We start from the raw sequence: 24476 nt of genomic DNA on the forward strand, positions 1-24476 counted from the left end.
AGCCTTGTTCCATAAGAATAAAAACCCTATTTTTACGTCAAATTTTTTTATCAATGAACATTCACGAATATCAAGGAAAAGAAATACTTAAGAGTTTTGGTGTAAGAGTCCAAGAAGGAATCGTTGCCGAAACGCCTGAGCAAGCAGTTGAAGCTGCTAAGAGAATGAAAGAAGAATTCAACTCGGATTGGGTTGTGATTAAAGCACAAATTCATGCAGGAGGCCGTGGTAAAGGTGGTGGCGTAAAGTTAGCCAAAAACCATGATGAAGTATTGCAACGTGCTACAGATATCATCGGCATGCAACTTGTTACTCCACAAACAGGTCCTGAAGGTAAAAAAGTTAATAAAGTGCTAGTCGCACAGGATGTTTACTACCCAGGCGATAGTGCAACCAAAGAGTTCTATATGTCTGTTTTGTTAGATCGCGGAACTGGTCGTAACATCATCATGTACTCGACAGAAGGCGGTATGGACATCGAAGAAGTCGCTGAAAAAACTCCTCATTTAATCTTCAAAGAAGAAATCGATCCTAAAGTTGGCCTTCAAGGTTTCCAAGCTCGTAAAATTGCTTTCAACCTAGGTTTATCAGGAGCTGCCCACAAAGACATGGTTAAATTCGTAGCTGCTTTATACAAAGCTTACGACTCTATCGATGCTTCTATGTTTGAGATCAATCCAGTGTTAAAAACATCTGATGATAAAATCTTAGCTGTTGATGCTAAAGTAAATTTAGACGAAAACGCATTATACCGTCATGCTGATATCGCTGCAATGCGTGATATCACAGAAGAAGACCCAACAGAAGTTGAAGCGGGTGAATCCAACTTAAACTATGTTAAATTGGATGGTAACGTAGGTTGTATGGTAAATGGTGCTGGACTCGCGATGGCAACAATGGACATCATTAAACTAGCTGGTGGTGAACCTGCAAACTTCCTAGATGTAGGTGGTACTGCTAATGCAGAAACTGTAAAAGCAGGATTCAACATCATCCTTAAAGATCCAAATGTAAAAGCAATCTTAATCAACATCTTCGGTGGTATCGTACGTTGTGACCGTGTCGCTCAAGGTGTTATTGATGCATACAACGAAATTGGCAACATCCCTGTTCCGATTATCGTTCGTCTTCAAGGAACTAATGCAGCAGAAGCTAAAAAATTAATTGATGAGTCTGGCTTACAAGTTTACTCAGCAATATTATTGAAAGAAGCTGCAGAACTTGTTACAAAAGTATTAGGCGAAAAATAATCTTTCAACAATAAGATAGGAAAAGGGGTAAAATAAATTTTACCCCTTTTCCTTTTTCTATACTTTTTTTGTTTTTTATATCGTCCCCCCCCGGAATACACGAAGGCAAAGAAAATCCAAGAACCGAATAACAATCTTACATTCCCTTACAAATTTCTAAAAACTCGGAATCCACAGAACAGATTTTTAACATATGTAAAAATTTATTACTACTATAAAACCGATTTTTGCAAGTGACAAAAACATTTAATATTTAAAGTCATTATGAACACTATTTTCTCAAAGAAGACAATATTCAGACTAGTTATCATCTGGTTAGTTGTTCTTGTATTTAGTATTTATGGGCACGACTTCAGCCAAGAGCTGAACCCTCTTAATGGATCTATCTTATTCGTAATACTATTAAGTACCATCATATTTTCATCTTTTGGTGTGGTAAAAGAGGCCGATAAATTGGCACACAAACTAGGCGAACCTTATGGTACACTAATCCTTACCTTATCGATTGTCGCAATTGAAGTAATACTTATTTCGGCTGTGCTGTTAGGCCCCGGTGAATCGGCTCAAATAGCAAAAGACTCTATTTTCTCCGTGATGATGATTATCATGAATCTAGTGGTAGGGATATGTTTATTATTTGGAGGGTTGAAATACGGCGAACAGGAATATAATGCGCAAGGCACAATGACTTATCTCTCGATGATTATCATGCTCTCAGGAATATCTATGTTATTACCAAACTTTATCCAAGGAGCAGGAAACGGAATATTTACGAATATACAAGCTATCGGAATTTCTTTGTTGATAGCCATTCTATACGCCTTCTTTCTTGCTTATCAAATGAAGGGATATAGACATCTATATCTACAACCTGAATCCGGTCACATGGAAATCGTCTATGCACAACGTAATAACAATCGAGAATTGACCGAAGAAAACGGAGAATCTATTGATAAAAAAGAAATTATTCTTCGTAGTGTCTTACTTATAGCAATGATCCTTCCTATTGTACTCTTGTCTCACCACATGGCCAGTATTGTCGATTACGGAATAAAGACCACACAGCTTCCTCCTCTTTTAGGCGGAGTGTTGATTGCTATTATCGTATTCACACCGGAATCGATGACTGCTGTAAAAGCTGCATTAAATAATGAGTTTCAGCGAGCAATTAACCTTTGTCATGGAGCCTTTGTATCTACCGTAGGACTTACAGTACCGGCTGTACTGACTATCGGATTATTGACTGGTAAGACGGTCGCTTTAGGTCTTACATCAACAGAAACAATATTATTTATTATAACACTTTTGCTCAGCTTGATGAGCTTCTTAGGTAAGCGCACGTCTCCCATATTAGGCATCATGCATATTATCCTATTTTTCTTATTTATCCTTCTCGTATTTAACCCTTAAGTTTAATACCCGACAGACATACGTGCTAAAGGAGCGATATCCTGCCCGACGAAGTCTTTCTTCAGATATTTATGATAACCGGCGATGGCAATCATCGCCGCGTTGTCTGTGCAGTATTCAAATTTGGGAATAAACACATTCCACTTATACCTTTCGCCCATGGCCAGTAAATCTTTCCGTAGACCGGAATTAGCAGATACTCCACCTGCAATAGCAATATCTTTTACGCCCGTTTGTTTAGCTGCCTTTTTTACTTTGTTCAATAGAATAGACACTATACGTTGTTGTACAGAAGCACACACATCATCCCTATAGTCCTCTAAAAAAGATGGATTTTCACTCACTTTGCGTTGCACCAAATATAAAATGGCTGTCTTGAGACCAGAAAAACTAAAATCCAAACCGGGTATCTGTGGCTCAGGAAGAGTAAAAGCCTTGGGGTCGCCCAATTGTGCATACTTATCAATCAAGGGCCCTCCCGGATATGGAAGATTCAAAATTTTCGCAGTTTTATCAAATGCCTCCCCTGCTGCGTCATCTAATGTCTGTCCAATCAACTCCATGTCAAAGTAATCCTTCACTAATACGATTTGCGTATGGCCTCCAGACACGGTAAGACATAAAAAGGGAAAAGATGGCTGGGGATTGTCAATAAAATGTGCTAGAATATGGGCTTGCATATGATTAATCTCAATCAACGGAATCTGACGCGCTAGTGCAAAAGATTTCGCAAAGGAAGTTCCAACCAAAAGAGAGCCCAATAAACCAGGTCCGCGCGTAAAAGCTACTGCATCTACATCATTTTTTGTAATTTCGGCCTGTATTATCGCTTGGTCAACAGTCGGTATAATATTTTGCTGATGTGCCCTCGATGCTAATTCCGGGACGACACCACCATATTTCGCGTGAATTGCTTGACTCGCAATAATATTTGACTTAATTTCACCGTCTATACAGATGGATGCTGAAGTTTCGTCACAAGAGGATTCTATTCCGAGGATAATAGCCATTTTGAGGAAGTAATTTTAAAACACAAAAGTATCAAAAAAATACTAAAAATAACGCTAATTACTACTGTCAGTATCCTGCTGCTTGTTGTTGCGGCTATTTTTGTCCTACAATTTCAAAGCGTCCAGACTTATCTCTCTCAAAAGGTGGCGCGTTATCTATCCAAGGAACTCGATAGCGATATTCAGATCGACTACGTATACTTCAAACCTTTTTCCGCCGTCACTCTCCAAGGATTCGCCATCAAGGATCGAAAAGGAATTCCATTAATGAGCATCAAAGAACTTTCAGCGGATTTGGTATTATCTCAACTATTAAATAATAAAATAATTGTTGAAGAGCTCTATCTCGACGAGGGATATATTAATATTGAACTCTACAAAGACAGTTCAAATTTTTCTAGTCTAGCAAAATACTTCGTTCCAAAAAAAGACAACAAGAAAAAAAAGAAGCAACAATTTAGCTTTAGATTAGACAAGGTCGAACTTGTAGATAATCGCTTTAAACTACGTAACCACAACTTCAAAAAAAATAATCGAGGCGTCAATTTCGCTGATTTAGATGTCAAGAATTTCTCTGCTGTTTTCGATAAAATCAGATTAGACTCCATCATTTCAGCAGAAATAACGGGCTTTACACTACTTGAAAAATCAGGACTATCCATTCAGAAACTTAACACCTATGCTTCTTATAGTGACAAGCTTATGGAGTTTAAGAAACTATATCTAAAGACAAACCGATCGGTGTTACAGGATTATGTTTGTTTTGAATATGACAAGATAAATGACTTTTCCGAGTTTCTTACCAAAGTAAATATCAAGAGCACTCTCAAAAACTCATCCGTAGACTCTCGTGATATTGAATTCTTCGCGCCGACTATGCGTCATGTCATCTTTAAAACAGAAGTACACCGTGCTACTCTTAGAGGCACTGTCTCAAATATCAAGGCACGAAATATTCATCTATCGACAGGACAAAATACAGAGTTAAAAGGAGATTTATCCATAAAAGGCCTCCCTTACATAGATAAGACTCTATTTATTGCTGACCTAAAAAAGCTTCATACAACACCTCAGGATGTAGAAAAAATAGTATCTCAACTCGCGAACAAAAAGAATTTTAGTCTCCCAGATCAACTTCATCGTCTTAAAGAAGTAACATTTGAAGGAGCTTTCAATGGCCTCTATAATGATTTCCTAGTAGATGGGACATTTAATACAGCGATAGGCCGCTTAAAGACAAAAAGCCACATCGATATAACAAGGGCTCTGAAGTACAAAGGTGAATTGTCATCACCTCGTTTCGACATCGGTACTTTCGTTTCTTCCTCAAGTATTGGGAACTCATCTCTAGAAGTAAGTTTTGAGGGAAATGGCTTGACATTAGAAGAATTGGCCCTTCAATTTTCAGGAAAGATGAAAAACAGCGAGTTATTGAACTACACCTACGAACAGGTCTTAGTCAGTGGTAGCCTGACCAATAAAAAACTAGAGATACAGGGTGATATCAATGATGAAAACCTTAAGGTAGATTATAGATCAACTCTGGACTGGCAACAAAGTTCTCCTAGCTATCTGTTGGATGCCAAAGTACATCACGCAGCGTTGAATAAACTGAAATTACTAAACAAAGACAGTGTCACCATCCACGAAGCAAACATTAACACCAACTTAATTGGTAATTCTTTAAATACTATTGTAGGACATTTCAATGCTGATTCTATCGAGCTCTCAACGACAAAAGGAGATTTCAGGATTAAATCCTTAGCATTTACGGCTGAAGGTAATGAAACAAACAGATCGCTGACACTAGCATCAGATGTTTTAGATGCTAAAATGGAAGGCATTATTGACCTTAATACAATTGTACCCTATTTTAAATCATTGGCTATGCGTTATGCGCCAGCCATAGGAATTGAAACACAGCCTTACGATGTCCAGGATTTCAACTTAGAAATAAATGTCAAATCTTTCAAGCCTATCGCACCTTTATTAGACCCGTCATTGAATATCGCTGATGGTGCGCACCTGAATGCTATATTTTCGTCTGAAAATTACACGGCTAGCTTTGTAGCTTACAGTCCGACATTGATTTACAAGGGAGTCAAATTAACGAACCTATCTATCCAAGAAAAAGCAGATGATCGTGCATTTTCCCTCGATGTGCTAGCGGATCGGATGAGTATTGGGGATAGCACTTATATCAACAGCATCGCTATCCGTAATATATTGGCCAATGATAGCCTCTTATTCAATGTACGCATGTCTGAAAAGAGTGCTGTCAATCACCTTGATCTTCATGGCAACATACACTTTGAACACAATGCACCTGCTTATATAAAATTTAAACCTTCTTCTATTACAATCAATAAAGAAGCTTGGCATCTCAATAATGATGCAGCGATGCGTGTCTCAAAAGGAAAATTCTACATCTCAAATCTGATATTAAGCCAAGCAGAACAACGCGTAAAACTCGATGGTATCGTATCCAATGAAAATGACAAAATCAATATTCTATTTGACCGCTTTAGTCTAACGTCACTCAACGGGATAACCAAACCATTAGGCATTGAATTAAAGGGCTTCTTGAGTGGTAATGTTGAATTGACTTCACTCTTCAAAAAACCCTTTGCTTCGGGTAGAATTCAGACTACCCCCATTATCTATAATGGGGTATCCATCGGACAACTGAAACTAAAAGGTGATTTTGATCCGGACATAGGCACAGCAAATATAGATCTCTCCCTTCTTGATGAACAAGAAAGGGGTATTAACCTTAATGGTAATTATAATTTTTTCGATGAAAATGAACCGTTAAATTTATCAGGGAAGCTCAAAGAAACGGACTTGACGTTATTTCAACCCTTTTTAAAAAATCTGGTTTCCAATTTACAGGGAAAGGGAAATGCAGACGTCAATATAAAAGGGACCTTCAAAAATCCTAAAATAACCGGGTTGGGACGATTTACAAACACATCCTTTACCGTGAACTACCTGAAAACGGATTACTATGTGGACAATCAGATGGCTATGGTCGAAAACAATGCTATAATGCTCCAAAACCTTCAAATCCGGGACAGCAAAAATCAAACTGCAACAGCAAATGGCATTGTCAATCTTTCTAAACTCGCAACACCTTACATCGATGTTGACGTTAATGGAAACAATTTCATGGTGTTAAACACCAATTATAAGGACAATAATCTGTACTACGGTACAGCACATGCTACAGGAGTATTCCGTTTCAAAGGATATACTTCTGCCATTGATATTGACATAAAAGCAAAATCGGAGAAAGGAACTACGCTCACTATTCCATTCAATAGTGCAATGACTGTCTCGGAAGAAAGCGATTTTATTTATTTCATTAGCAAGGACTCTACGGAAAATGAAAAGCAACGTAAAAAATCCCTATTCAAAGGAATTACAATGAATATGGACCTGAGTCTAACAGCTGATGCGGAAATCAATCTACAAACAAATCTAGGTTCACTGAAAGGAAACGGATTGGGAGAGATAGGAATGAAAATAACATCCCTTGGGGATTTCGAGATGTTTGGTGATTACACTGTAAATACTGGAAAGTTTCATTTCACGGCTCAGGATTTTATAAACAAGTACTTTGACATCCGCGAGGGCGGAACTATTCGATGGACAGGCAAACCAAATGAAGCAACGATCAACCTTACAGCTATCTACCAACAAAGAACTGCTGTGGGTCCGCTATATAATGCAGCAGGACGAACTGGTGATGACGAGCGGGTACTAGCACAGGCCGATATGCTGATAAAGGGTACGTTGGAGCAACCCGATATCACGTTTGACCTTAACTTCCCACAAAATCCATACATCAAGGATCAACTTCAAAGTTATTTAAGCGACATCAACAATGTCAACCAACAAGCCTTAAGTCTCATCGTACGACGAAGCTTCACGCCAAATTCTACGAGTGAAATTGGAAGAGAAGTAAATAGTACACTGTTATCTGCAGGAACGGAGATTGCATTTAACCAGCTTAACAATATCATTTCTCAGTCACTCAATGTCAATTTTTTTGACCTCAACATACGTTCCTTCAATGACGCTTCTGCATCCGTCAGACTTCTGAATGATCGGCTGATATTGACAGGTGGGATCACAGACCGGACCAATTATCAAGCAAATGACCTTACCTTTTTTAGAGAGGGGATTACAACCGATGCTGAATTGACCTACCGATTGCGAAAAGATGGAAATCTTATTCTAAGAGCTTACAATAGACCATATACCCGCAATTTTTTGATACGCATGAATGACGGGGAGTACATCAGTGCCTTTGGTGTTGTATATAGGCAAGAATTTGACTCTTTCAGTGAATTCTGGAGAAAAATGTGGAATTGGGGATATCGAAAAGAACAAAAACCAAAAGAAGCTTTAAAAAAATAAAGGCTCTCCAATTGGAGAGCCTTTATGTTACTTAAACTTGCTTGCCAGTGCAGCTAGTTTAGATGCCATATCTGTTTCTGGTGCATGTTGTGTTTCCTTTTTTACCGAACGCTTACGAGGAGCTTTATCTTCAGTCTTCATGGACAGTCCTATACGATTACGCTTTTCGTCCACTTCTGTAACTGTCACCATTACTTTCTGCTGTACTTTGACAATCTCATGTGGATCTGAAACAAAATGATTAGCCAGTTGGCTAAGATGCACCAAACCATCCTGATGCACACCGATATCCACAAATGCTCCAAAATTTGTAATATTTGTTACGATACCTGGCAGTTTCATACCCGTCTTAAGGTCTCCAATGGCATTGACCCCATCTGTAAACGAAAAAGTTTCAAACTGCTCACGTGGATCTAGGCCAGGTTTGGCCAATTCGGAAATAATATCATTTAAGGTCGGTAATCCTACCTCATCATTTATATATTGCTTTAAATCGATACGCTTTCTAAGTTGTCCGTCTGTTATCAACTCTCTTACTTCTACACCCAAATCTTTTGCCATCTGTTCGACCAAACGATACCTTTCAGGATGAACAGCCGAAGCATCAAGCGCATGTTCGCCATTGCGGATACGAAGAAAACCTGCGGCCTGCTCGAACGCTTTGTCTCCCAAGCGAGGTACTTTCTTCAATTCACGTCTCGAACTAAATGGTCCATTTTCTTTCCGATAATTTACAATCTGCTGCGCTAAAGCAGGTCCTAAACCAGATATATAAGATAAAATCTGTTTAGATGCTGTATTGAGTTCTACCCCTACCGCATTCACACAAGAAATAACAGCATCATCCAATGCAGACTGTAGTTTATTTTGATCCACATCGTGCTGATACTGGCCTACTCCAATTGATTTCGGGTCTATCTTCACCAATTCAGCGAGAGGGTCCATTAATCTTCGCCCAATAGATACCGCTCCACGCACAGTAACATCATAATCCGGAAACTCTTCACGAGCCGTTTCGGAAGCCGAGTAGATAGAAGCTCCGCTTTCATTCACCATAACCATGGTGACTCCTTCTAGATTTAATTTGCGAACAAAATCTTCCGTTTCACGCCCCGCAGTTCCATTTCCGATTGCAATAGCCTCAACACTATATTTTGCGACTAGGTGTTTTACTGTCTTCTCCGCCTCTATTGCTCCTCCAGCTCCCGTATGTGGAAAAATAGCCGTATTTTCTAGCAGATTGCCCTGAGCATCCAATACAACAGTCTTACATCCTGTGCGGAATCCAGGGTCGATAGCCAAAAGCCGCTTCTGTCCCAATGGTGCCGCCAGCAAGAGTTGTCTTACATTATCGGCAAATACTTTGATAGCTTCCTCATCGGCACGTTGCCTTGTCAACACACGTACTTCCGTTTCCATTGATGGCTTTAATAATCTCTTATAACCGTCAATTAAAGCCAATTCAACCTGTTTAGAAGCTTCATTATTGCCTTTGATATACATTTTTTCAATACGAGGTATAACCTCCTCTTCCTCAACTTCAATATCTAAATACAATAATTCCTCTTTTTCTCCCCGGCGCATAGCCAGTACACGGTGCGATGGAGCGGAGTTTAGAGACTCATTCCATTCAAAATAATCTTTATACTTTAACGCTTGCTCTTCTTTACCTGGTACTACTCGTGACACAAATAGCCCCTTCGCCAAAAATAACTTACGTACAGTGGCTCGCACTTCGGCATCCTCAGCGATAGTCTCGGAAATAATATCCCTAGCACCTGCCAATGCCTCCTCGATATTGTTGACTCCGAGTTCGGTATTGATATAGTGTTCAGCATGCACATCTACTTCTCCTGTATTTTGGTTCAACAGCAATTCAGCCAACGGTTGTAAACCCTTCTCACGTGCGACGGAGGCCCTTGTTTTGCGCTTCGGCTTATAGGGCAAGTAGATATCCTCTAGAGCGGCCATGTTTTCAGCAGACTTAATCTGCGCTTCAAGTTCAGGTGTCAATTTGCCTTGGTCCTGAATTGATTTTAAGACCGTCTCTCTGCGTTTGTCCAAATCGCGCAATTGTTGAATTCGGTCACGAATAGCTGTAATCTGTACCTCGTCCAAACTACCTGTTAATTCCTTTCGATAACGAGAAATAAATGGAACAGTGGCACCCTCGTCCAAGAGTTCAATAGTCGTACGCACTTGTCGGTCTGTCAGTGACAACTCTTTCGAAATAATAATTTCGTGTAACATAAATTGGGATAATCAAATAAGAAAGAGAAAGCTGTTGAAGATTCATTTCAACAGCTTTCCATAAATTTAAAATATAGTTTTTAAGCTTGTTTTGTTGGTGTATTTGTATCAGAAGATTCCTCTTCTGATTTACTCGAGGCCACTTCTTTCCCCTCTACAGGTTCGGCAGCAGATTCTTCGGAAGCAAAGTGGTCATTATAACCATATTTATAATACTCGGTATCATCAACAGGATGTCCGCCTGGATTATGTTGATACGTATTCTCAGGCGCAGAAAACTGTGGAAACTTTTTCTCAGCAGCGTTGTCTGCAACCACATCCGCGTCTACTACAACGTCGTGTTGTTCCGTACTTGCTACTTTAGTTTCTGTTCTATCCGCTTTTGGCCTGTCTTCAACCGTAACGTCCAGATCTTTTTCAAAATTGTTGATTTGATCCGAAATTTCTCTTTTTATTCCTTCAGAAGCGTCTTTAAACTCCCGAATACCACGACCTAGCCCTCTAGCCAACTCTGGCAACTTCTTTCCACCAAATAATAATAGTATAACAATTACTATTAAAATCATCTCCTGCGTACCAATATTTAAAAATGCTAATGTCATAACTATAAAATTTTAGAAAGGCTAAGGTAAGTCTATTATCTTTTTACATCAATAGTTTCTTGTAATTATTTGAACACATTTATAACCTAATTTTTCAATTCAAACTTTAGTACCTTTGCAAACTAGTCGAAAATATGTTTGGGAATATAAAACTCAATAAATCTTATTACCTGAGTACGATGGCGCTAGCAGGGCCCGTTGTCATTTCTCAATTGGGTCACACATTTGTGCAAACAGCAGATACCATGATTGTAGGACACTTTGCAGGCACAATTTCGCTTGCGGCAGTTTCTTTAACTCATTCTGTATTTATGGTAGTCTTAGTAATAGGATTAGGAATCGCCTACGGTCTCACTCCGCTTATTGCTCAAGAAAACGGTAAGTCAAATAAAGAAGAATGTGCAAAACTGCTATCAAATAGTTTTTGGATCAATATCATATCGGGGATACTGCTTTTTTGTGTTGTATATTTTGGATCTATGTTTGCCATGCAGCATGCGGACCAAGATCCTGCGGTCGTTAAGGAAGCTAAACCCTATTTACTATTGCTCAGTCTATCCATATTGCCTCTGATGACCTTCAATACATTCAAACAATTTGCGGAAGGGCTGGGATTTACCAAGCAAGCGATGCAAGTAACTATCTGGGGAAATATACTGAATGTTGTCCTAGCAATTATTCTGGTAAAGGGAATGTTCGGCATCCCTCCTATGGGAATACGAGGCGTCGGGATCGCAACCTTAATTGATCGGGTGCTAATGATGTTGGTCATGATGATCTATGTATTACGGTCTAAACATTTTAAAAGTTATACCACTCATTTCAAGTTATTCTCTATCCGTAAAAAAAGAATTTTATCCATCCTAAAAATCGGAACTCCCGTTGCGTTACAGTACGTTTTTGAAATAGGAGCTTTTGCTGGAGCATCACTTATCGCGGGTAAAATTGGAGCTTTAGAACAGGCATCTCACCAAGTAGCCATCACGTTGGCATCTATGACTTATATGATGGCCAGCGGTATTGCAGCTGCTTCAACCATTAAAGTGGGCAATAGCTTTGGTAATAGAAAGTATGGTAGGCTACACAAGTTTGCAAAGGTGTCCTATCATCTGGTATTACTATTCATGATATGTACTGCCGCCTTATTTGCTATATTCAATCATCAACTACCGTACCTCATCAGTAAAGACACTGCGGTAATACATTTGGCCGCACAATTGCTACTTATAGCAGGTCTTTTCCAATTATTTGATGGCACTCAGGTTGTCGGTTTGGGTATTTTAAGAGGTATGGGGGATGTCAATATCCCAACGGTAATTACATTCATCGCCTACTGGGTTGTGGGTATACCAACTGGATACGTAATGGGAATAAACTTTCAATGGGGGATTCAAGGGGTTTGGTATGGTTTGACACTTGGATTGTTAACCTCGTCCATCTTACTCAATACACGATACCGGTATATTACAAAACAAAAACTAAAAATTACCGGATAATCCTGATTTCATTAAGCACAATTAATAGCTCCATCAATATATAACAGAGGGCTTAAATAAGGTATGTCCAAATTTGCTCCACGTAAGATAAACCAAACTCCCATTAACAGATAAAAAACTGGAATTATTGTCGAAAATTTTAACTTAAACATCTTTTTTGTCCATAGAGAAGTAATGGAGAACAATAACATGAGGGGAAGTGTCCCTAAACCAAATAAAACCATAAACTGAAAGCCTGATGCTGTACCATTGGCATTCATAGCGGATGCCAATGCCATGTACACCATCCCACAAGGCAACAGTCCGTTCAACACACCTGCAACAAAAGCACCTCCTGGTCTGTATAACCAATGCCCCATAAGCTTTGCAAAGGGTCGAATCGCCCGTGTTTGAAACTGAGCCAACGTCTTGGAATTTTTAGCAAACAGGTGAGATAAACCTATTAGTACAAGGATCGCACCCGTCAACAAGGAGAAAAGCTGTTGCCAACCCTGAACAGATGCCATAGTCCCGATTAGTCCCAATAACAAGCCTAAAGCACCATAAGTCAATATTCGTCCAAACTGATAAAGCAATTTATTGAAAGTCTGCTGCCAGGATATTTTTTGGTTGCCTTGAATAGCTATCAGAAGTGGTCCGCACATTACAGCACAATGAATACTTCCAAAAAGCCCCATAAAAAAAGCCAGATAATAATAAGTCATATATCCCTCCTATTGCAAAAACAAGGTTTGACTATCCATATAACTCCTTTCTTTACTTTCCCAATTCAATTCCAGTATCCAGTTTCCTTTAAGAAAAGTTGAAAGTGGCAGTTTAAACACATTAGAGACGGTGTAAAAAGGAATTTTCAAATCCAATTTGCCGTCTGATGGCCTTTTGAAGCTAAGTTCACCCTTATTGATATTTCCAATAAAAAAAATGGATAGTGTATCCCCTTCCAATTGCAGTCGAGGCCTAGCCCCATCATCCAAGGTGTTTTGTTTGCGCGTGTAAATATCATCGTACGCCAAGCCTCTTTCATAGTAATCATCGTCTACGAGCGTATCGGTATCCTTCGAAACCATATAAACACCTGCGCTGACAATAAGTAACATAAAAGTGCCTAAGCCTACAACTATTTTCATTCCCCAGTTCATACCTATGCTATTTTAAGATCCCGAAGGTGAAATAAATGTAGTCTTTAATGTCTCGACCACCTCGCCTTCGGATACGACATTTACACGTATATCTGTTTTGTACTTATCAAAAATACCTTTTTCGCCTATTAAAAAGAAGCTCAGTTTTGCGGATCCATCTTTTGAAAGTTTGCCTACATTATTAACCAACTGGATAGTCAATTTAGAATCTTGAGGAACCAAGTCAAATGTGATTTCCTTGCCACTCTTATTAATCAATTCTAATGTATACAAATTACTGACAGTCCCATCCGTACGAATTTGGTATGTACTTCCAGTAGCACGTAACAAAGAACCTCCTATTAGCGAACGGTTGAATATCATAAACCCAAAGCCACCGATCAGAAAACACAATATTATTGCATAAATAACATGACGAACACGGCTTTTCTTAAAGTCTTTCTTTCCTTCGATTTCACCCAACGAATAAAACCCGATCAAGCGCTTTGGTTTGTTGATCTTTTCCATAACGGCATCGCAAGCATCAATACAAGCCGTACAGTTAACACACTCAAGCTGTATACCATTTCGGATATCTATACCTGTCGGGCATACGTGTACACATAAGTTACAGTCGATACAATCCCCCTTATTCGCATCAATTTCGCCTTTACGTTGTTTACCTCGAGGCTCTCCTCTTTTTTCATTGTAAGCTACTGTAAGACTTTGATCGTCGAGCAGCACTCCTTGAAACCTTCCGTAAGGACATATCGTGGTACACACAATCTCCCGCACAAAGGCAAATACAGCATAGAATAATAAGGTGAAAATTACAATAGTAATCAATCCTCCTATATGACTATCGATAGGATCAGTGATTATCTTAAATAATGCCTCTACACCAATAATGTAAGAAAGAAAGATATTGGAGATTAAAAATGAAATAACTAAAAACACCGTATGTTTTAACAATTTCTTCCATGCCCGAGCGTCCGTATTAGGTCCGTTATCTAATTTTTTCTGTTGCGTCCAATCGCCCTCTATCCAATATTCGATCCGTCTAAAGACAAGCTCCATAAAGATAGTCTGAGGGCAGGTCCACCCACACCACACACGTCCAAAAATAGCCGTAAACAACACGATTCCTACAAGAACTATCAATGTTCCAAACACGAAAATATAAAGATCCTGAGGGAAAAACATATTTCCGAATATCGAGAACTTACGCTCAACGATATTAAACATCACAAAGGGATTGCCATTGATCTTAATGAAAGGAGCGGCAAATAGAAACAGTAGCAAACCATAGCCTACATACTGTCGGGCATTATAAAATGTACCCGATGGTTTTTTAGCGTATATCCAAGTTCTCTTTTTCTCTTTCGAAGGTAATACTGGTCCTTTGTCATTTACTACTGCTTCCATTGCTCCTAATAATTAAACACTATTGAAATTTCTATTTATTCGCAGTTGAATCAGTTGTGGTTTTGTTTGCATCATCGGCAGAGCCCCCCTCAGATTCGTAGGCCTTAATTTCAACTCCCTCAGATGCTTTTGCATTAGCAGGCTTTGTATCTCTAAGTGTTAAAATATAACTACTTACCTCTGCTATTTGGCCGGGAGTCAAAGTTTGCTCCCATGGAACCATCCCCTTCTCAGGTACTCCATACTTAACCGTCTTAAATACATCTTTAATTTCTCCTCCATGTATCCAAAATCTATCGGTTAAGTTAGGTCCGATTCCGCCTTCACCATTACCGCCATGACAAGCGACACAGTTAACAGCAAATATTGCTTTACCGGCTGGAGCCAGCGCAGCATCAAACAGAACAGAGCTCTCATCTATTAAATTAGCCGTTTGAGCAAGGTATTCCTGCTTTGTTTTTTCAGCCACGGCCAATTCCTGCAGATACTCCTGGTCTTGGTTCATTCCCCATCCAAAAACGTGGTACACCAAAAGATAGACAAAACCAAAGAGCACAGTAGAGTAAAATAAAGCATTAAACCAAGTTGGAATAGGATTATTCAATTCTTGGATCCCGTCATACTCATGATCGATAACCATATCTTTCTCTTCTTCAATAGGGCGTAGTTCCAATAGATTACTCCAGATCCTCCCCCACCTACCTTTTCCTTGAGCCTTCGCTAATCGCTTTATTTCATCCTCTTGTTTGGCGAGCTCTGGCATCGTGAGCCGAAGAATGGATTTCATTGCCTTATTAACCACTATAGCTGAAAACAATAAGGTAATCATCACTACAATCAAAGCGATGATTAGGATATCGCTGTATAAATCGGCCGCCCCAAATTTCCATTGGGTAACACCTTCCACAGGTTCAGCAGCCATTAAAAATAAACTCATAATTTCAAATTATCTTCAGATGAACACTTGGTTTTTTTCTCCGACTCGTCAAATGGTATATCCTTCATATACTGGATATAATCTTTCTTCATAAAAAACAACATGATACCAACCACTGCAAAGAAAATGATGAATATCCATAATGATGTGATTAGATACATCTCATCACCATTTAAGTTTGTTATTTGTTTGAACATATCTTTTTAACTTAATTGAATAATATTCAGTTCTTAATTCTCTGCAGAAACGGTCTGATCTGCTGTAGTCTTTACTTCAGCCTTTATATCTGTGCCGAGACGTTGCAAATAAGCGATAAGCGCTATGATCTCACGATCAGCTTTTACATTCACCTGATTAGAGGCTAAATCCTTCGCAATCATCTGTGCTTGTTTTTCTGCATTTGCTACAGCATTGTCCACATCCGAGTTAGAGTACGGTACACCTAATATCCGCATCGCATTCATTTTAGCGACCAGTGTACTGTTGTCTAGCTGTTGATCAATTAACCAAGGGTAGGGAGGCATAATACTTCCCGGAGAAGTAATAGTCGGATCCAACATATGGTCAAAGTGCCATTTATTAGGATACTTACCTCCTACACGATGTAAATCGGGACCAGTACGTTTTGACCCCCATAAGAACGGCATATCGTAAACATATTCGCCAGCTTTACTATACTCTCCATAACGTGACGTCTCAGACCGGAAAGGCCTTACTGCTTGTGTATGACAGTTGACACAACCTTCTTTAATATAAAGATCCCTTCCCTGTAGTTCCAATGCCGTATAAGGTTGTACGCTTTTAATCGTAGGTATATTATCCTTAATCATAAAAGTAGGTACCATCTCCACTATCCCACCAATCAGAATAGCAATTAATGCCAACACCATAAAAAGAACCGGCTTCCGTTCTAATCGTCTATGGGACGAACGTTCGCTAACAGTAACTGGTATTAAGGCAGGAGCCTCTGCAGGCTCATTTGCTACAAGTTTCCCTGACTTCATTGTCTTCACCAGATTGTATGTCATAATAATAACACCTGTTAAATACAATGCTCCTCCTAACGCACGCATCATGTGCATGGGTAGGATTTCTAATGTTGTTGCAAGGAAATTAGGATATTTAAGAACACCTTCTGGCGTAAACTCTTTCCACATCAACCCTTGTACAACTGCTGCCCAATACATAGGGATTGCGTAGAAAAGGATCCCTAATGTTCCTATCCAGAAATGCACATTGGCTAGTTTCTTTGAGTAAAGCTGAGTTTTATATATGCGAGGCAACAACCAATACAAGATAGCAAATGTCATAAAACCGTTCCAGCCTAGCGCCCCAATATGAACGTGTGCTACGATCCAGTCTGTAAAGTGAGCGATCGCATTTACTTGCTTCAATGACAGCATGGGGCCTTCAAACGTCGCCATCCCATAACAGGTCAAAGCAACAACCATAAACTTTAAGATAGGTTCGGCTCTGACTTTATCCCAAGCGCCACGCAACGTCAATAACCCGTTGATCATCCCTCCCCAAGATGGAGCGATCAACATGATCGAAAACACAACCCCAAGAGATTGCACCCATGATGGTAAAGACGTATAAAGTAAATGGTGTGGTCCCGCCCATATATAAATAAAAATCAAGGACCAAAAGTGTAAGATACTAAGCTTGTAAGAATAGACAGGCCTATTAGCCATTTTAGGCAAGAAATAATACATCATCCCTAAAAATGGTGTCGTTAAAAAGAACGCTACCGCATTATGTCCATACCACCACTGTACCAACGCATCCTGCACCCCAGCGTACACATAAACACTTTTCCAGAAACCCACTGGTAATTGGATCGAATTAACAATATGTAAGACGGCTACGGTGACAAAAGTCGCTATATAAAACCACACAGCGACATACATATGACGCTCCCTTCGTTTTATAATAGTACCAAACATATTGATACCGAACACCACCCAAATCAATGTAATACCAATATCTATAGGCCACTCCATCTCTGCATATTCATGCGAACTGGTAAAACCTAAAGGTAGCGTAATCGCCGATGCAACAATAATAAATTGCCATCCCCAAAAATGGATCTTACTCAACACATCACTAAACATCCTTGCTTTCAGTACCCGTTGTAAAGAGTAATATACTCCCATAAAAATGGCGTTACCAACGAAAGCGAAAATGACCGCGTTGGTGTGTACCGGACGCACCCTACCAAAGGTGGTGTACTGCGTCATAAAATTCATCGCTGGCCATATCAACTGCATCGCTATTAGTAAACCAATAGACATGCCGACGATACCCCAGACAATTGTTGCAATCCCGAAGTTGCGTACAATCCTGTTGTCGTAATTAAATTGCTCTAGCTGCATTACATTTCATATTTGATTTTCAATATAAAAGTATAGACAAAAATTTGACATTCCAATGATACACAGCTATAATAAAAGTGATTTTCGTCACTTTCTTTCTTTTTTAAATATCAAGCAAAAAAAAGAGACATATACGATATATGTCTCTTGATTTTTAGTCTGTTAATAGATCTATTTTAGATTCGATACCCGTGCTTTCCAGGATTTTCAATAACCGCTTTCACGGAAACAAGTTTGTATACGTAAGAAGCGGTCTCTGAGTTTAGACGTAGTTTAAAATAATTATCTTCCTTTTGTCTACGCATAGAAGCCTTTAAACTCCCACCGCCAACGTTATACGCTGCTGCTACTAGCGTCCAATCTCCAAATTCTTCGTAAAGTGACTTCAGATAACGAGCAGCTGCATGTGTAGACTTTAGAAAATCAACACGCTCATCTACCTTACCATTAACACGTAAGCCATACAACCTCGCTGTAGCAGGCATAAATTGCCAGTATCCACCAGCACCCTTGTGTGATGTAACTCGTGCATCAAGTCCACTTTCTACCAGTGGAATGTACTTAAAATCCTCAGGTATTCCATAAGATTTAAGGATGGATGCAATTTGCGGAAGATACTTATCGGCTTTTTTGTGCATTTGATAAGACTGTTGTCTTTTAAAGGAAAACTTGGAAAGATATTTACCAAGTTTCTGCTTGACGGTTGTGAGCTCCGTAGGAATACTTTCGTTTGCGAAAGTGAGAGAATTAACATAATCCTCATTTGAATTTGACATTGAGCTTACTTTTTCTTCCTTCAACCTTTCAGCGTGCTCTAACATCAATTTTTTGAACGGATTTTCAAAAGAATCCAGTTGCGGATTTGAATACAATCTCGATAAAACCATTATCGAAAAAATTGCACTAATACATAATACTTTTTTTCTAATCATTCACTCCCTTAATGCTACCCTATCCACGACAACTGTCGATCAAAAGATAGCTTGGTCCATTTATGAAGGGTCAAAGGTATAAACTATTACATTAAAAAACAAACACTTATAAATCTAGCTATAATATGAATATCTAAAAACAACCTCTTAACGCCACTTAAACAAAGAAAATAGAAAGCAAAAAAAAATCCATAATTACATTATTTTGAGTACCTTTGTACCTCTATTTTTATTTAAAAATTATGCCATTCAAAAATCAACGGAACAGTCGAGATGACAACTCCAGAAAACAAAGAAGCAACTCAGAAAACTTCAAATCCAAAGGTAGTTTTGGAAGAAAAAGCACGAATCCTAGAGGTGAGAGCTTCGGTAAACCATCTTTTTCTAAAGACAACAAAGAAGAAAAAACATCATTTGGAAAATCCAGTTTTGGCAAAAGCAAATTCGAAGAAGGGAGATCTTTTAGCAAAGGTTCATTCACAAAAGGTAGATCCGAAGAAGGAAAGTCTTTTAACAGAAGTTCCTTCTCAAGAAGTGGATCCGAAGAAGGAAAGTCTTTCAACAAAAGTTCCTTCGCTAGAAAAAGTTCAGACAATGACAGGTCTAATAATAAATCATCCTTCTCTAAAGACAGATTTGAAGAGAAAAGGTCTACTGGCAAACACTCAAAATTCTCAAAATCAAGTTCTGCTGCTTTTGACCGATCTAAGGATGGCGAATCAAGAGACAACAGAAATTTCAAAAAAGGCAGAAAACGTATATTTAGTGACGAATATAAAGAACAGAAGGAAAACAATGACTTCAAGTATTCGGATAAACATAAATTTAGGCCTGCTCATAAACCTGCAAATCACGAGGTTGAGGACGATGGCTTAATTCGACTTAATCGGTACATTTCGAACTCTGGAATATGTTCAAGAAGAAAAGCTGATGAATTGATTAGTGCAGGCGTAATTTCTGTGAATGGTGAAGCGGTAACCGAATTAGGCACAAAAGTAGATCCTGCTAAAGACGAAATCCGTTATAATAACGAACGATTGAAACGCGAAAAAATGGTTTACGTCTTATTAAACAAACCAAAAGATTATATTACTACCACAGATGATCCACAAGAGCGTCGTACTGTCATGGAGCTTGTTTCAAAGGCTACTAAAGAAAGAATATATCCTGTAGGTCGGTTAGATAGAAATACCACCGGGTTATTACTAATGACAAATGATGGTAACCTTGCTGACAAACTATCCCATCCAAAGAACAACATTACCAAAATCTATCAGGTTGAGTTAAATAAAAGTCTTACCCAGGGTGACTTTAATAAAATAGAGTTTGGTCTAGAACTTGAGGACGGCTTTATCAAGCCAGATGATTTGAGTTATGTACAAGGAGCTTCAAAACGTGAAGTTGGTATACAAATCCATTCGGGAAAAAACAGGATTGTACGTCGCATTTTTGAATCCTTAGGATATGAAGTTATAAAACTCGATCGGGTTGTATACGCTAGTCTAACAAAGAAAGACTTACCTAGAGGGCGTTGGAGGTATCTTGAAGAAAAAGAACTCATTCAGTTGAAACATCTGATAAAATAAAACTAAAGTCTCGACAATGTCGAGACTTTAGTTTTTTCCAGACCACATAAAATTCACGTAAAGATTCGTATTTTTATTGATTAATTAAAGAAGAGCTATGACAGACCCTAAAACACTCACTTCCGTTGCTGAATTTCACCAAACTTTCCAGCATCCTATTCTTGAGACACCTCAAATTCCTTCAGAAAGCAGATGCAAATTAAGGGTTTCTCTAATTGAAGAAGAATTAAAAGAACTTGAGGAAGCTATACAAGATAATAACATCGTTGAGATTGCGGATGCCCTATGCGACATACAATACGTATTATCTGGTGCAATATTAGAATTTGGTCTGAAAGACAAATTCAGTGCGCTATTTGAAGAGGTACAACGCTCCAACATGAGTAAGGCTTGCAAAAGTGAAGATGAAGCTATTGCGACACAAGCACACTACAAAGCAAAAGGAGTAGATTCTTATTACAAAGAAGTAGACGGTAAATTTTTGGTATTCAGAAATGGAGATCATAAAACCCTTAAGTCCGTAAATTACTCCCCTGCAGACCTTAAGTCCATTATAGAACAATAAAACTAAAGCGATCATTGATCGCTTTAGTTTTATTTATTTAATAATATCCAGCCCTTTTGGTGTATAATATTTCCATCTTGCTGTCGACCCTTTATAATATAATAATATGTCCCCCCACTAAGCCCTACCCCGTCCCAAGTGTTATTATAAGCTTTACTTTCATAAAGACGATCCCCCCAACGATTAACAATAGTCAATTCCAGTTGTAAAATCTCCCCTTGATTCACGAATATCAATTGATCATTGTAGCCATCTCCATTCGGTGTCAGTACATTGCTCATAACAAATAAGCCCTCGTTGAAACCTTCTCCATCTACGGTAATGAAAACAGTACTTCGAGAGGTTAAACCGAATTCATCAACAACTTCATAAATTAGCGAATCCGAACCAATGAATTTATTAACTGGCTTATATCGAACCTCACCAGACGGTAAGAACTCGGCAAACCCATTCAAAGCGCCCTCTACAATCTTAGCATTTTCCATCACGAACTTACCATCTCCTTCTTTATCATTCGACAAGACAGGAATTACAATACTTTGTCCTTCCTTCATGGTCACACGATCATCCTTGCTTTGAGGTGTAGCTCTCTTAATTCCGAATTTAGAAAAATAATTCACAGGAGCATTAGTAAACATGTTAGCCAAATTTTTTGTACTATGTCTTCTATTCTCTAAATAATTGGTCGTGGTCAATCTCCATTCATGAGCATCAGAATATTGAAAAATCTCCATACCAGAACTTTTAAGCAATCCGGATTCGTCCTTTTCATTATGTTCAAAGGTATAGGTTGTACGTACACTATTATCAGCATGCACGCCCCAAATCCTGTCAATTCCTCCCTCCTTTTTAACAAAAGACAAAACTCCATTCTCCAACGAATGCTTCATTACACTTACAAAAAGTTCAACATTCTTCTCGGGTTTAGCGATAACAGGACTATAATCCCCCTCTACCAAACCGATAGGAAACTCAAAAACAGAATTTGCGTGCATATTTTTTGAGAATAAAGAATTGATATTACCATTAGAGATTACCATTCTCCTTGGCGAAGCATTATCTAAAACACCATTCAGTCCGAGTGTAAAGCGATTCCCCCTCAGCTCAATACAAACGCCGTCGTCCATAAGACTGAACTTTGAATTAACAACAAAGATACCAGGCCTTAAATCTTCACCTTTTATAAACGGATGTTTCAATTTATCCAAAAGCAAATTTGCCTGATTACTAAGTTCAATATCGACCTTAATGTTGAGATTCCCATTTCCGTTAACCACCGTAGGCGTATTCTCTGTAAAGCGTGCATCTTTCATTAAACTTGGCGATACAATCCGAATTGTACCAAAGCCTTTCATCTGCGCACCAGGATCCAGCAGAATATAAGGAGATTGTATTTCCAAAACACCCTCGATATAAAGATCAGCATTGTGTCCAAATATTAATGTATCTGCGGCAATAACCAGCGACTCATCCTTGCCAATCGTCTGAACTTGATCTAAGATCACGGTCTTCGTAATCTGAACCTGAGAGTAAGTGTTGAGTGACGCCCCAATCGTCAGCACAAACAAAAATAACCACTTCATAATTCGATATGCTTTTACGATGAACAATTATTTAATCATCACATACCAATGTTTAAACACCTGAAGTGCTCGTCTAGCAAATTAGAATTAAACGACCGTAAAAATCCGTGTGCTCAAATAATATTATTCGAATTACAACAGTAGACAGTCCAAAAACTAATACATGAACGACCAAAATCAGATATTAAGAATGTTTATCCCAAGAGGGATAACCTTCTCGTTTTTCATAAGTATACACAAAGAAAGAAAATAAAAAGCAGAAAACTATAAAGAATAGAAAAAATATTACGTGACACTTATAAAGCGGTCACATTAATTTGTTACTACAGCTTAGATATTGACCTACACATTTAAAAACACTTAAGCTAAACTTAAATACTTTTCACCTTGTTTTACACCACGACTTTCCAATCCTTTATCGATATAAGTCTGTATCTTCGACTTAGGAAAATTCCAATTAGGAGCTATTAAAAGTTCCTTATCTGCAATACCGAAAACGCGCTGTATTATAATATCTGGCCTTAACAATGGAATGAACTTCGCTAAAAATTCAGTATATTCCTCAATACTAAAAAGTTTGAAAGGGTCTCTTTTGTATTTCACTCCCATAATGGAGCCTTCGACAATATGCAAATGATGTAGTTTAACAAACTTAATATGCGGATGCTTATTGATTTCATCAGCATACTTTAACATCATCTCTTCACTCTCCCAAGGAAAACCAAATATGGTATGTACACAGAGCTCTAACTTAGTTCCTTCAAGTAGCTTCATTGTACTTAAAAACTCTTCGTGTGAACATCCCCTATTAATAAGATCTAAAGTCTCATTATAGATAGATTCCATTCCCATTTCTAAATCAACATCAAGTCTGTCTGTATAAGACTCTAGTAAAGCTATCTTTTCAAAATCTAAACAATCCGGTCGGGTGCCGACAGACAACCCGACGGTATTCTCTGGATCAATACTAAGTGCCTCGTCATACATCATTTTAAGAAGATGAGTTGGAGCATAGGTGTTTGTATTAGGTTGGAAATAGATAATGAACTTCTCTGCTCCATAGCTATTTCTTGCACGATTAATCCCATTTTCCACCTGTTCTTTAATACTTGGAATTTTCCTAGCAGTATCCGGTGTAAATGAATCTACATTACAGTATGTACAGCCTCCATATCCCTTACTACCATCTCGATTTGGACAGGTAAAATTTCCATCAACTATAACTTTAAATACCCGCTGTCCACTATACTTCTCTTTCAAGTATGCTCCATAATGATTATATGGCTTTACGCCGTTGTCTAGTAATGTACCCATTGTAGTTGCAAAGATAGAGATTAGATAGCATATTTTAGGCTAATCTGGGATATTTGGTTTTAATGGGAACATATACAACTTTACAACAACAAAAAAGCCCCATCAGTTTCCTGAAGGGGCTTCGTGTAAAAAAAGGCACCGACCTACTCTCCCACCTGTTACGGCAATACCATCGGCTCTGGCGGGCTTGACTTCTCTGTT

The 24476-nt window shown here is 38.6% G+C and carries 18 protein-coding genes; 6 read left to right on the top strand and 12 right to left on the bottom strand.

All coding sequences use genetic code 11. From position 1 onward, the window contains the following. Window positions 1-53 precede the first annotated feature (53 nt). A complete protein-coding gene (sucC, locus tag G7B20_RS18235) occupies window positions 54-1250 on the top strand; it encodes an ADP-forming succinate--CoA ligase subunit beta (protein ID WP_164112854.1) in 1197 nt (398 codons plus the stop codon). A 264-nt stretch (window positions 1251-1514) separates the two neighbouring features. Beyond that, window positions 1515-2660, top strand: coding sequence for a calcium:proton antiporter (locus G7B20_RS18240; protein WP_164112855.1), 1146 nt, complete (start codon window positions 1515-1517; stop codon window positions 2658-2660). Window positions 2661-2662: 2 nt separating this feature from the next. Here the strand turns inward: G7B20_RS18240 and tsaD are convergent, their stop codons facing one another. Beyond that, window positions 2663-3670, bottom strand: a complete 1008-nt coding sequence (tsaD, locus tag G7B20_RS18245; protein WP_164112856.1) for a tRNA (adenosine(37)-N6)-threonylcarbamoyltransferase complex transferase subunit TsaD — start codon at window positions 3668-3670, stop codon at window positions 2663-2665. A gap of 144 nt (window positions 3671-3814) precedes the next feature. On the opposite strand from tsaD, the gene G7B20_RS18250 reads away from it, so the two are divergent. Continuing rightward, window positions 3815-8092 carry a translocation/assembly module TamB domain-containing protein gene (locus tag G7B20_RS18250; protein WP_164112857.1) on the top strand — a complete coding sequence of 1426 codons (4278 nt, stop codon included), beginning with the start codon at window positions 3815-3817 and terminating at the stop codon, window positions 8090-8092. A gap of 27 nt (window positions 8093-8119) precedes the next feature. Here G7B20_RS18250 and G7B20_RS18255 read toward each other — a convergent pair whose 3' ends face one another. Both G7B20_RS18255 and G7B20_RS19700 read right to left on the bottom strand, forming a co-directional pair. After that, on the bottom strand, window positions 8120-10342 hold the full coding sequence (locus G7B20_RS18255) for a Tex family protein (protein ID WP_164112858.1): 2223 nt from the start codon (window positions 10340-10342) through the stop codon (window positions 8120-8122). Window positions 10343-10422: 80 nt separating this feature from the next. Further along, window positions 10423-10944, bottom strand: coding sequence for a twin-arginine translocase TatA/TatE family subunit (locus G7B20_RS19700; protein ID WP_164112859.1), 522 nt, complete (start codon window positions 10942-10944; stop codon window positions 10423-10425). A 134-nt stretch (window positions 10945-11078) separates the two neighbouring features. Between G7B20_RS19700 and G7B20_RS18265 the strand changes: the two genes are divergently transcribed. Then, window positions 11079-12440: an MATE family efflux transporter gene (locus G7B20_RS18265; RefSeq protein ID WP_164112860.1), complete on the top strand. Its 1362-nt coding sequence runs from the start codon at window positions 11079-11081 to the stop codon at window positions 12438-12440. Between the two features lie 11 nt (window positions 12441-12451). Here G7B20_RS18265 and G7B20_RS18270 read toward each other — a convergent pair whose 3' ends face one another. From G7B20_RS18270 to G7B20_RS18300, 7 genes are all read right to left on the bottom strand, one after another. Next, entirely contained in the window at window positions 12452-13144 is a 693-nt protein-coding gene (locus tag G7B20_RS18270; protein WP_164112861.1) for a sulfite exporter TauE/SafE family protein, read from the bottom strand. 9 nt (window positions 13145-13153) lie between these two features. Continuing rightward, the gene (locus G7B20_RS18275) at window positions 13154-13579 is read right to left on the bottom strand and encodes a FixH family protein (RefSeq protein ID WP_164112862.1); all 426 of its coding nucleotides are present in this window, start codon (window positions 13577-13579) and stop codon (window positions 13154-13156) included. A gap of 12 nt (window positions 13580-13591) precedes the next feature. Next, a complete protein-coding gene (gene ccoG / locus G7B20_RS18280) occupies window positions 13592-14983 on the bottom strand; it encodes a cytochrome c oxidase accessory protein CcoG (protein WP_164112863.1) in 1392 nt (463 codons plus the stop codon). A gap of 31 nt (window positions 14984-15014) precedes the next feature. Next, window positions 15015-15920, bottom strand: a complete 906-nt coding sequence (locus tag G7B20_RS18285) for a cbb3-type cytochrome c oxidase N-terminal domain-containing protein (RefSeq protein ID WP_240452889.1) — start codon at window positions 15918-15920, stop codon at window positions 15015-15017. Then, the gene (locus tag G7B20_RS18290; protein ID WP_164112864.1) at window positions 15917-16117 is read right to left on the bottom strand and encodes a hypothetical protein; all 201 of its coding nucleotides are present in this window, start codon (window positions 16115-16117) and stop codon (window positions 15917-15919) included. The genes G7B20_RS18285 and G7B20_RS18290 overlap by 4 nt, the downstream gene beginning before the upstream one ends. A gap of 33 nt (window positions 16118-16150) precedes the next feature. Further along, window positions 16151-18295, bottom strand: a complete 2145-nt coding sequence (ccoN, locus tag G7B20_RS18295) for a cytochrome-c oxidase, cbb3-type subunit I (RefSeq protein WP_164112865.1) — start codon at window positions 18293-18295, stop codon at window positions 16151-16153. Between the two features lie 176 nt (window positions 18296-18471). Further along, window positions 18472-19071 carry a lytic transglycosylase domain-containing protein gene (locus G7B20_RS18300; protein ID WP_240452888.1) on the bottom strand — a complete coding sequence of 200 codons (600 nt, stop codon included), beginning with the start codon at window positions 19069-19071 and terminating at the stop codon, window positions 18472-18474. A gap of 398 nt (window positions 19072-19469) precedes the next feature. Between G7B20_RS18300 and G7B20_RS18305 the strand changes: the two genes are divergently transcribed. Together G7B20_RS18305 and G7B20_RS18310 are read left to right on the top strand one after the other, a co-directional pair. After that, window positions 19470-20813, top strand: coding sequence for a pseudouridine synthase (locus G7B20_RS18305; protein WP_164112867.1), 1344 nt, complete (start codon window positions 19470-19472; stop codon window positions 20811-20813). A 97-nt stretch (window positions 20814-20910) separates the two neighbouring features. Then, a complete protein-coding gene (locus G7B20_RS18310; protein ID WP_164112868.1) occupies window positions 20911-21378 on the top strand; it encodes a nucleoside triphosphate pyrophosphohydrolase family protein in 468 nt (155 codons plus the stop codon). A gap of 29 nt (window positions 21379-21407) precedes the next feature. Here G7B20_RS18310 and G7B20_RS18315 read toward each other — a convergent pair whose 3' ends face one another. Then, a complete protein-coding gene (locus G7B20_RS18315) occupies window positions 21408-22961 on the bottom strand; it encodes a gliding motility-associated C-terminal domain-containing protein (RefSeq protein ID WP_164112869.1) in 1554 nt (517 codons plus the stop codon). A 360-nt stretch (window positions 22962-23321) separates the two neighbouring features. Beyond that, window positions 23322-24275: a TIGR01212 family radical SAM protein gene (locus G7B20_RS18320; protein WP_164112870.1), complete on the bottom strand. Its 954-nt coding sequence runs from the start codon at window positions 24273-24275 to the stop codon at window positions 23322-23324. Window positions 24276-24476: the final 201 nt, after the last annotated feature.

The organism is Sphingobacterium sp. xlx-96 (assembly GCF_011007365.1).
Taxonomy (GTDB): domain Bacteria; phylum Bacteroidota; class Bacteroidia; order Sphingobacteriales; family Sphingobacteriaceae; genus Sphingobacterium; species Sphingobacterium luzhongxinii.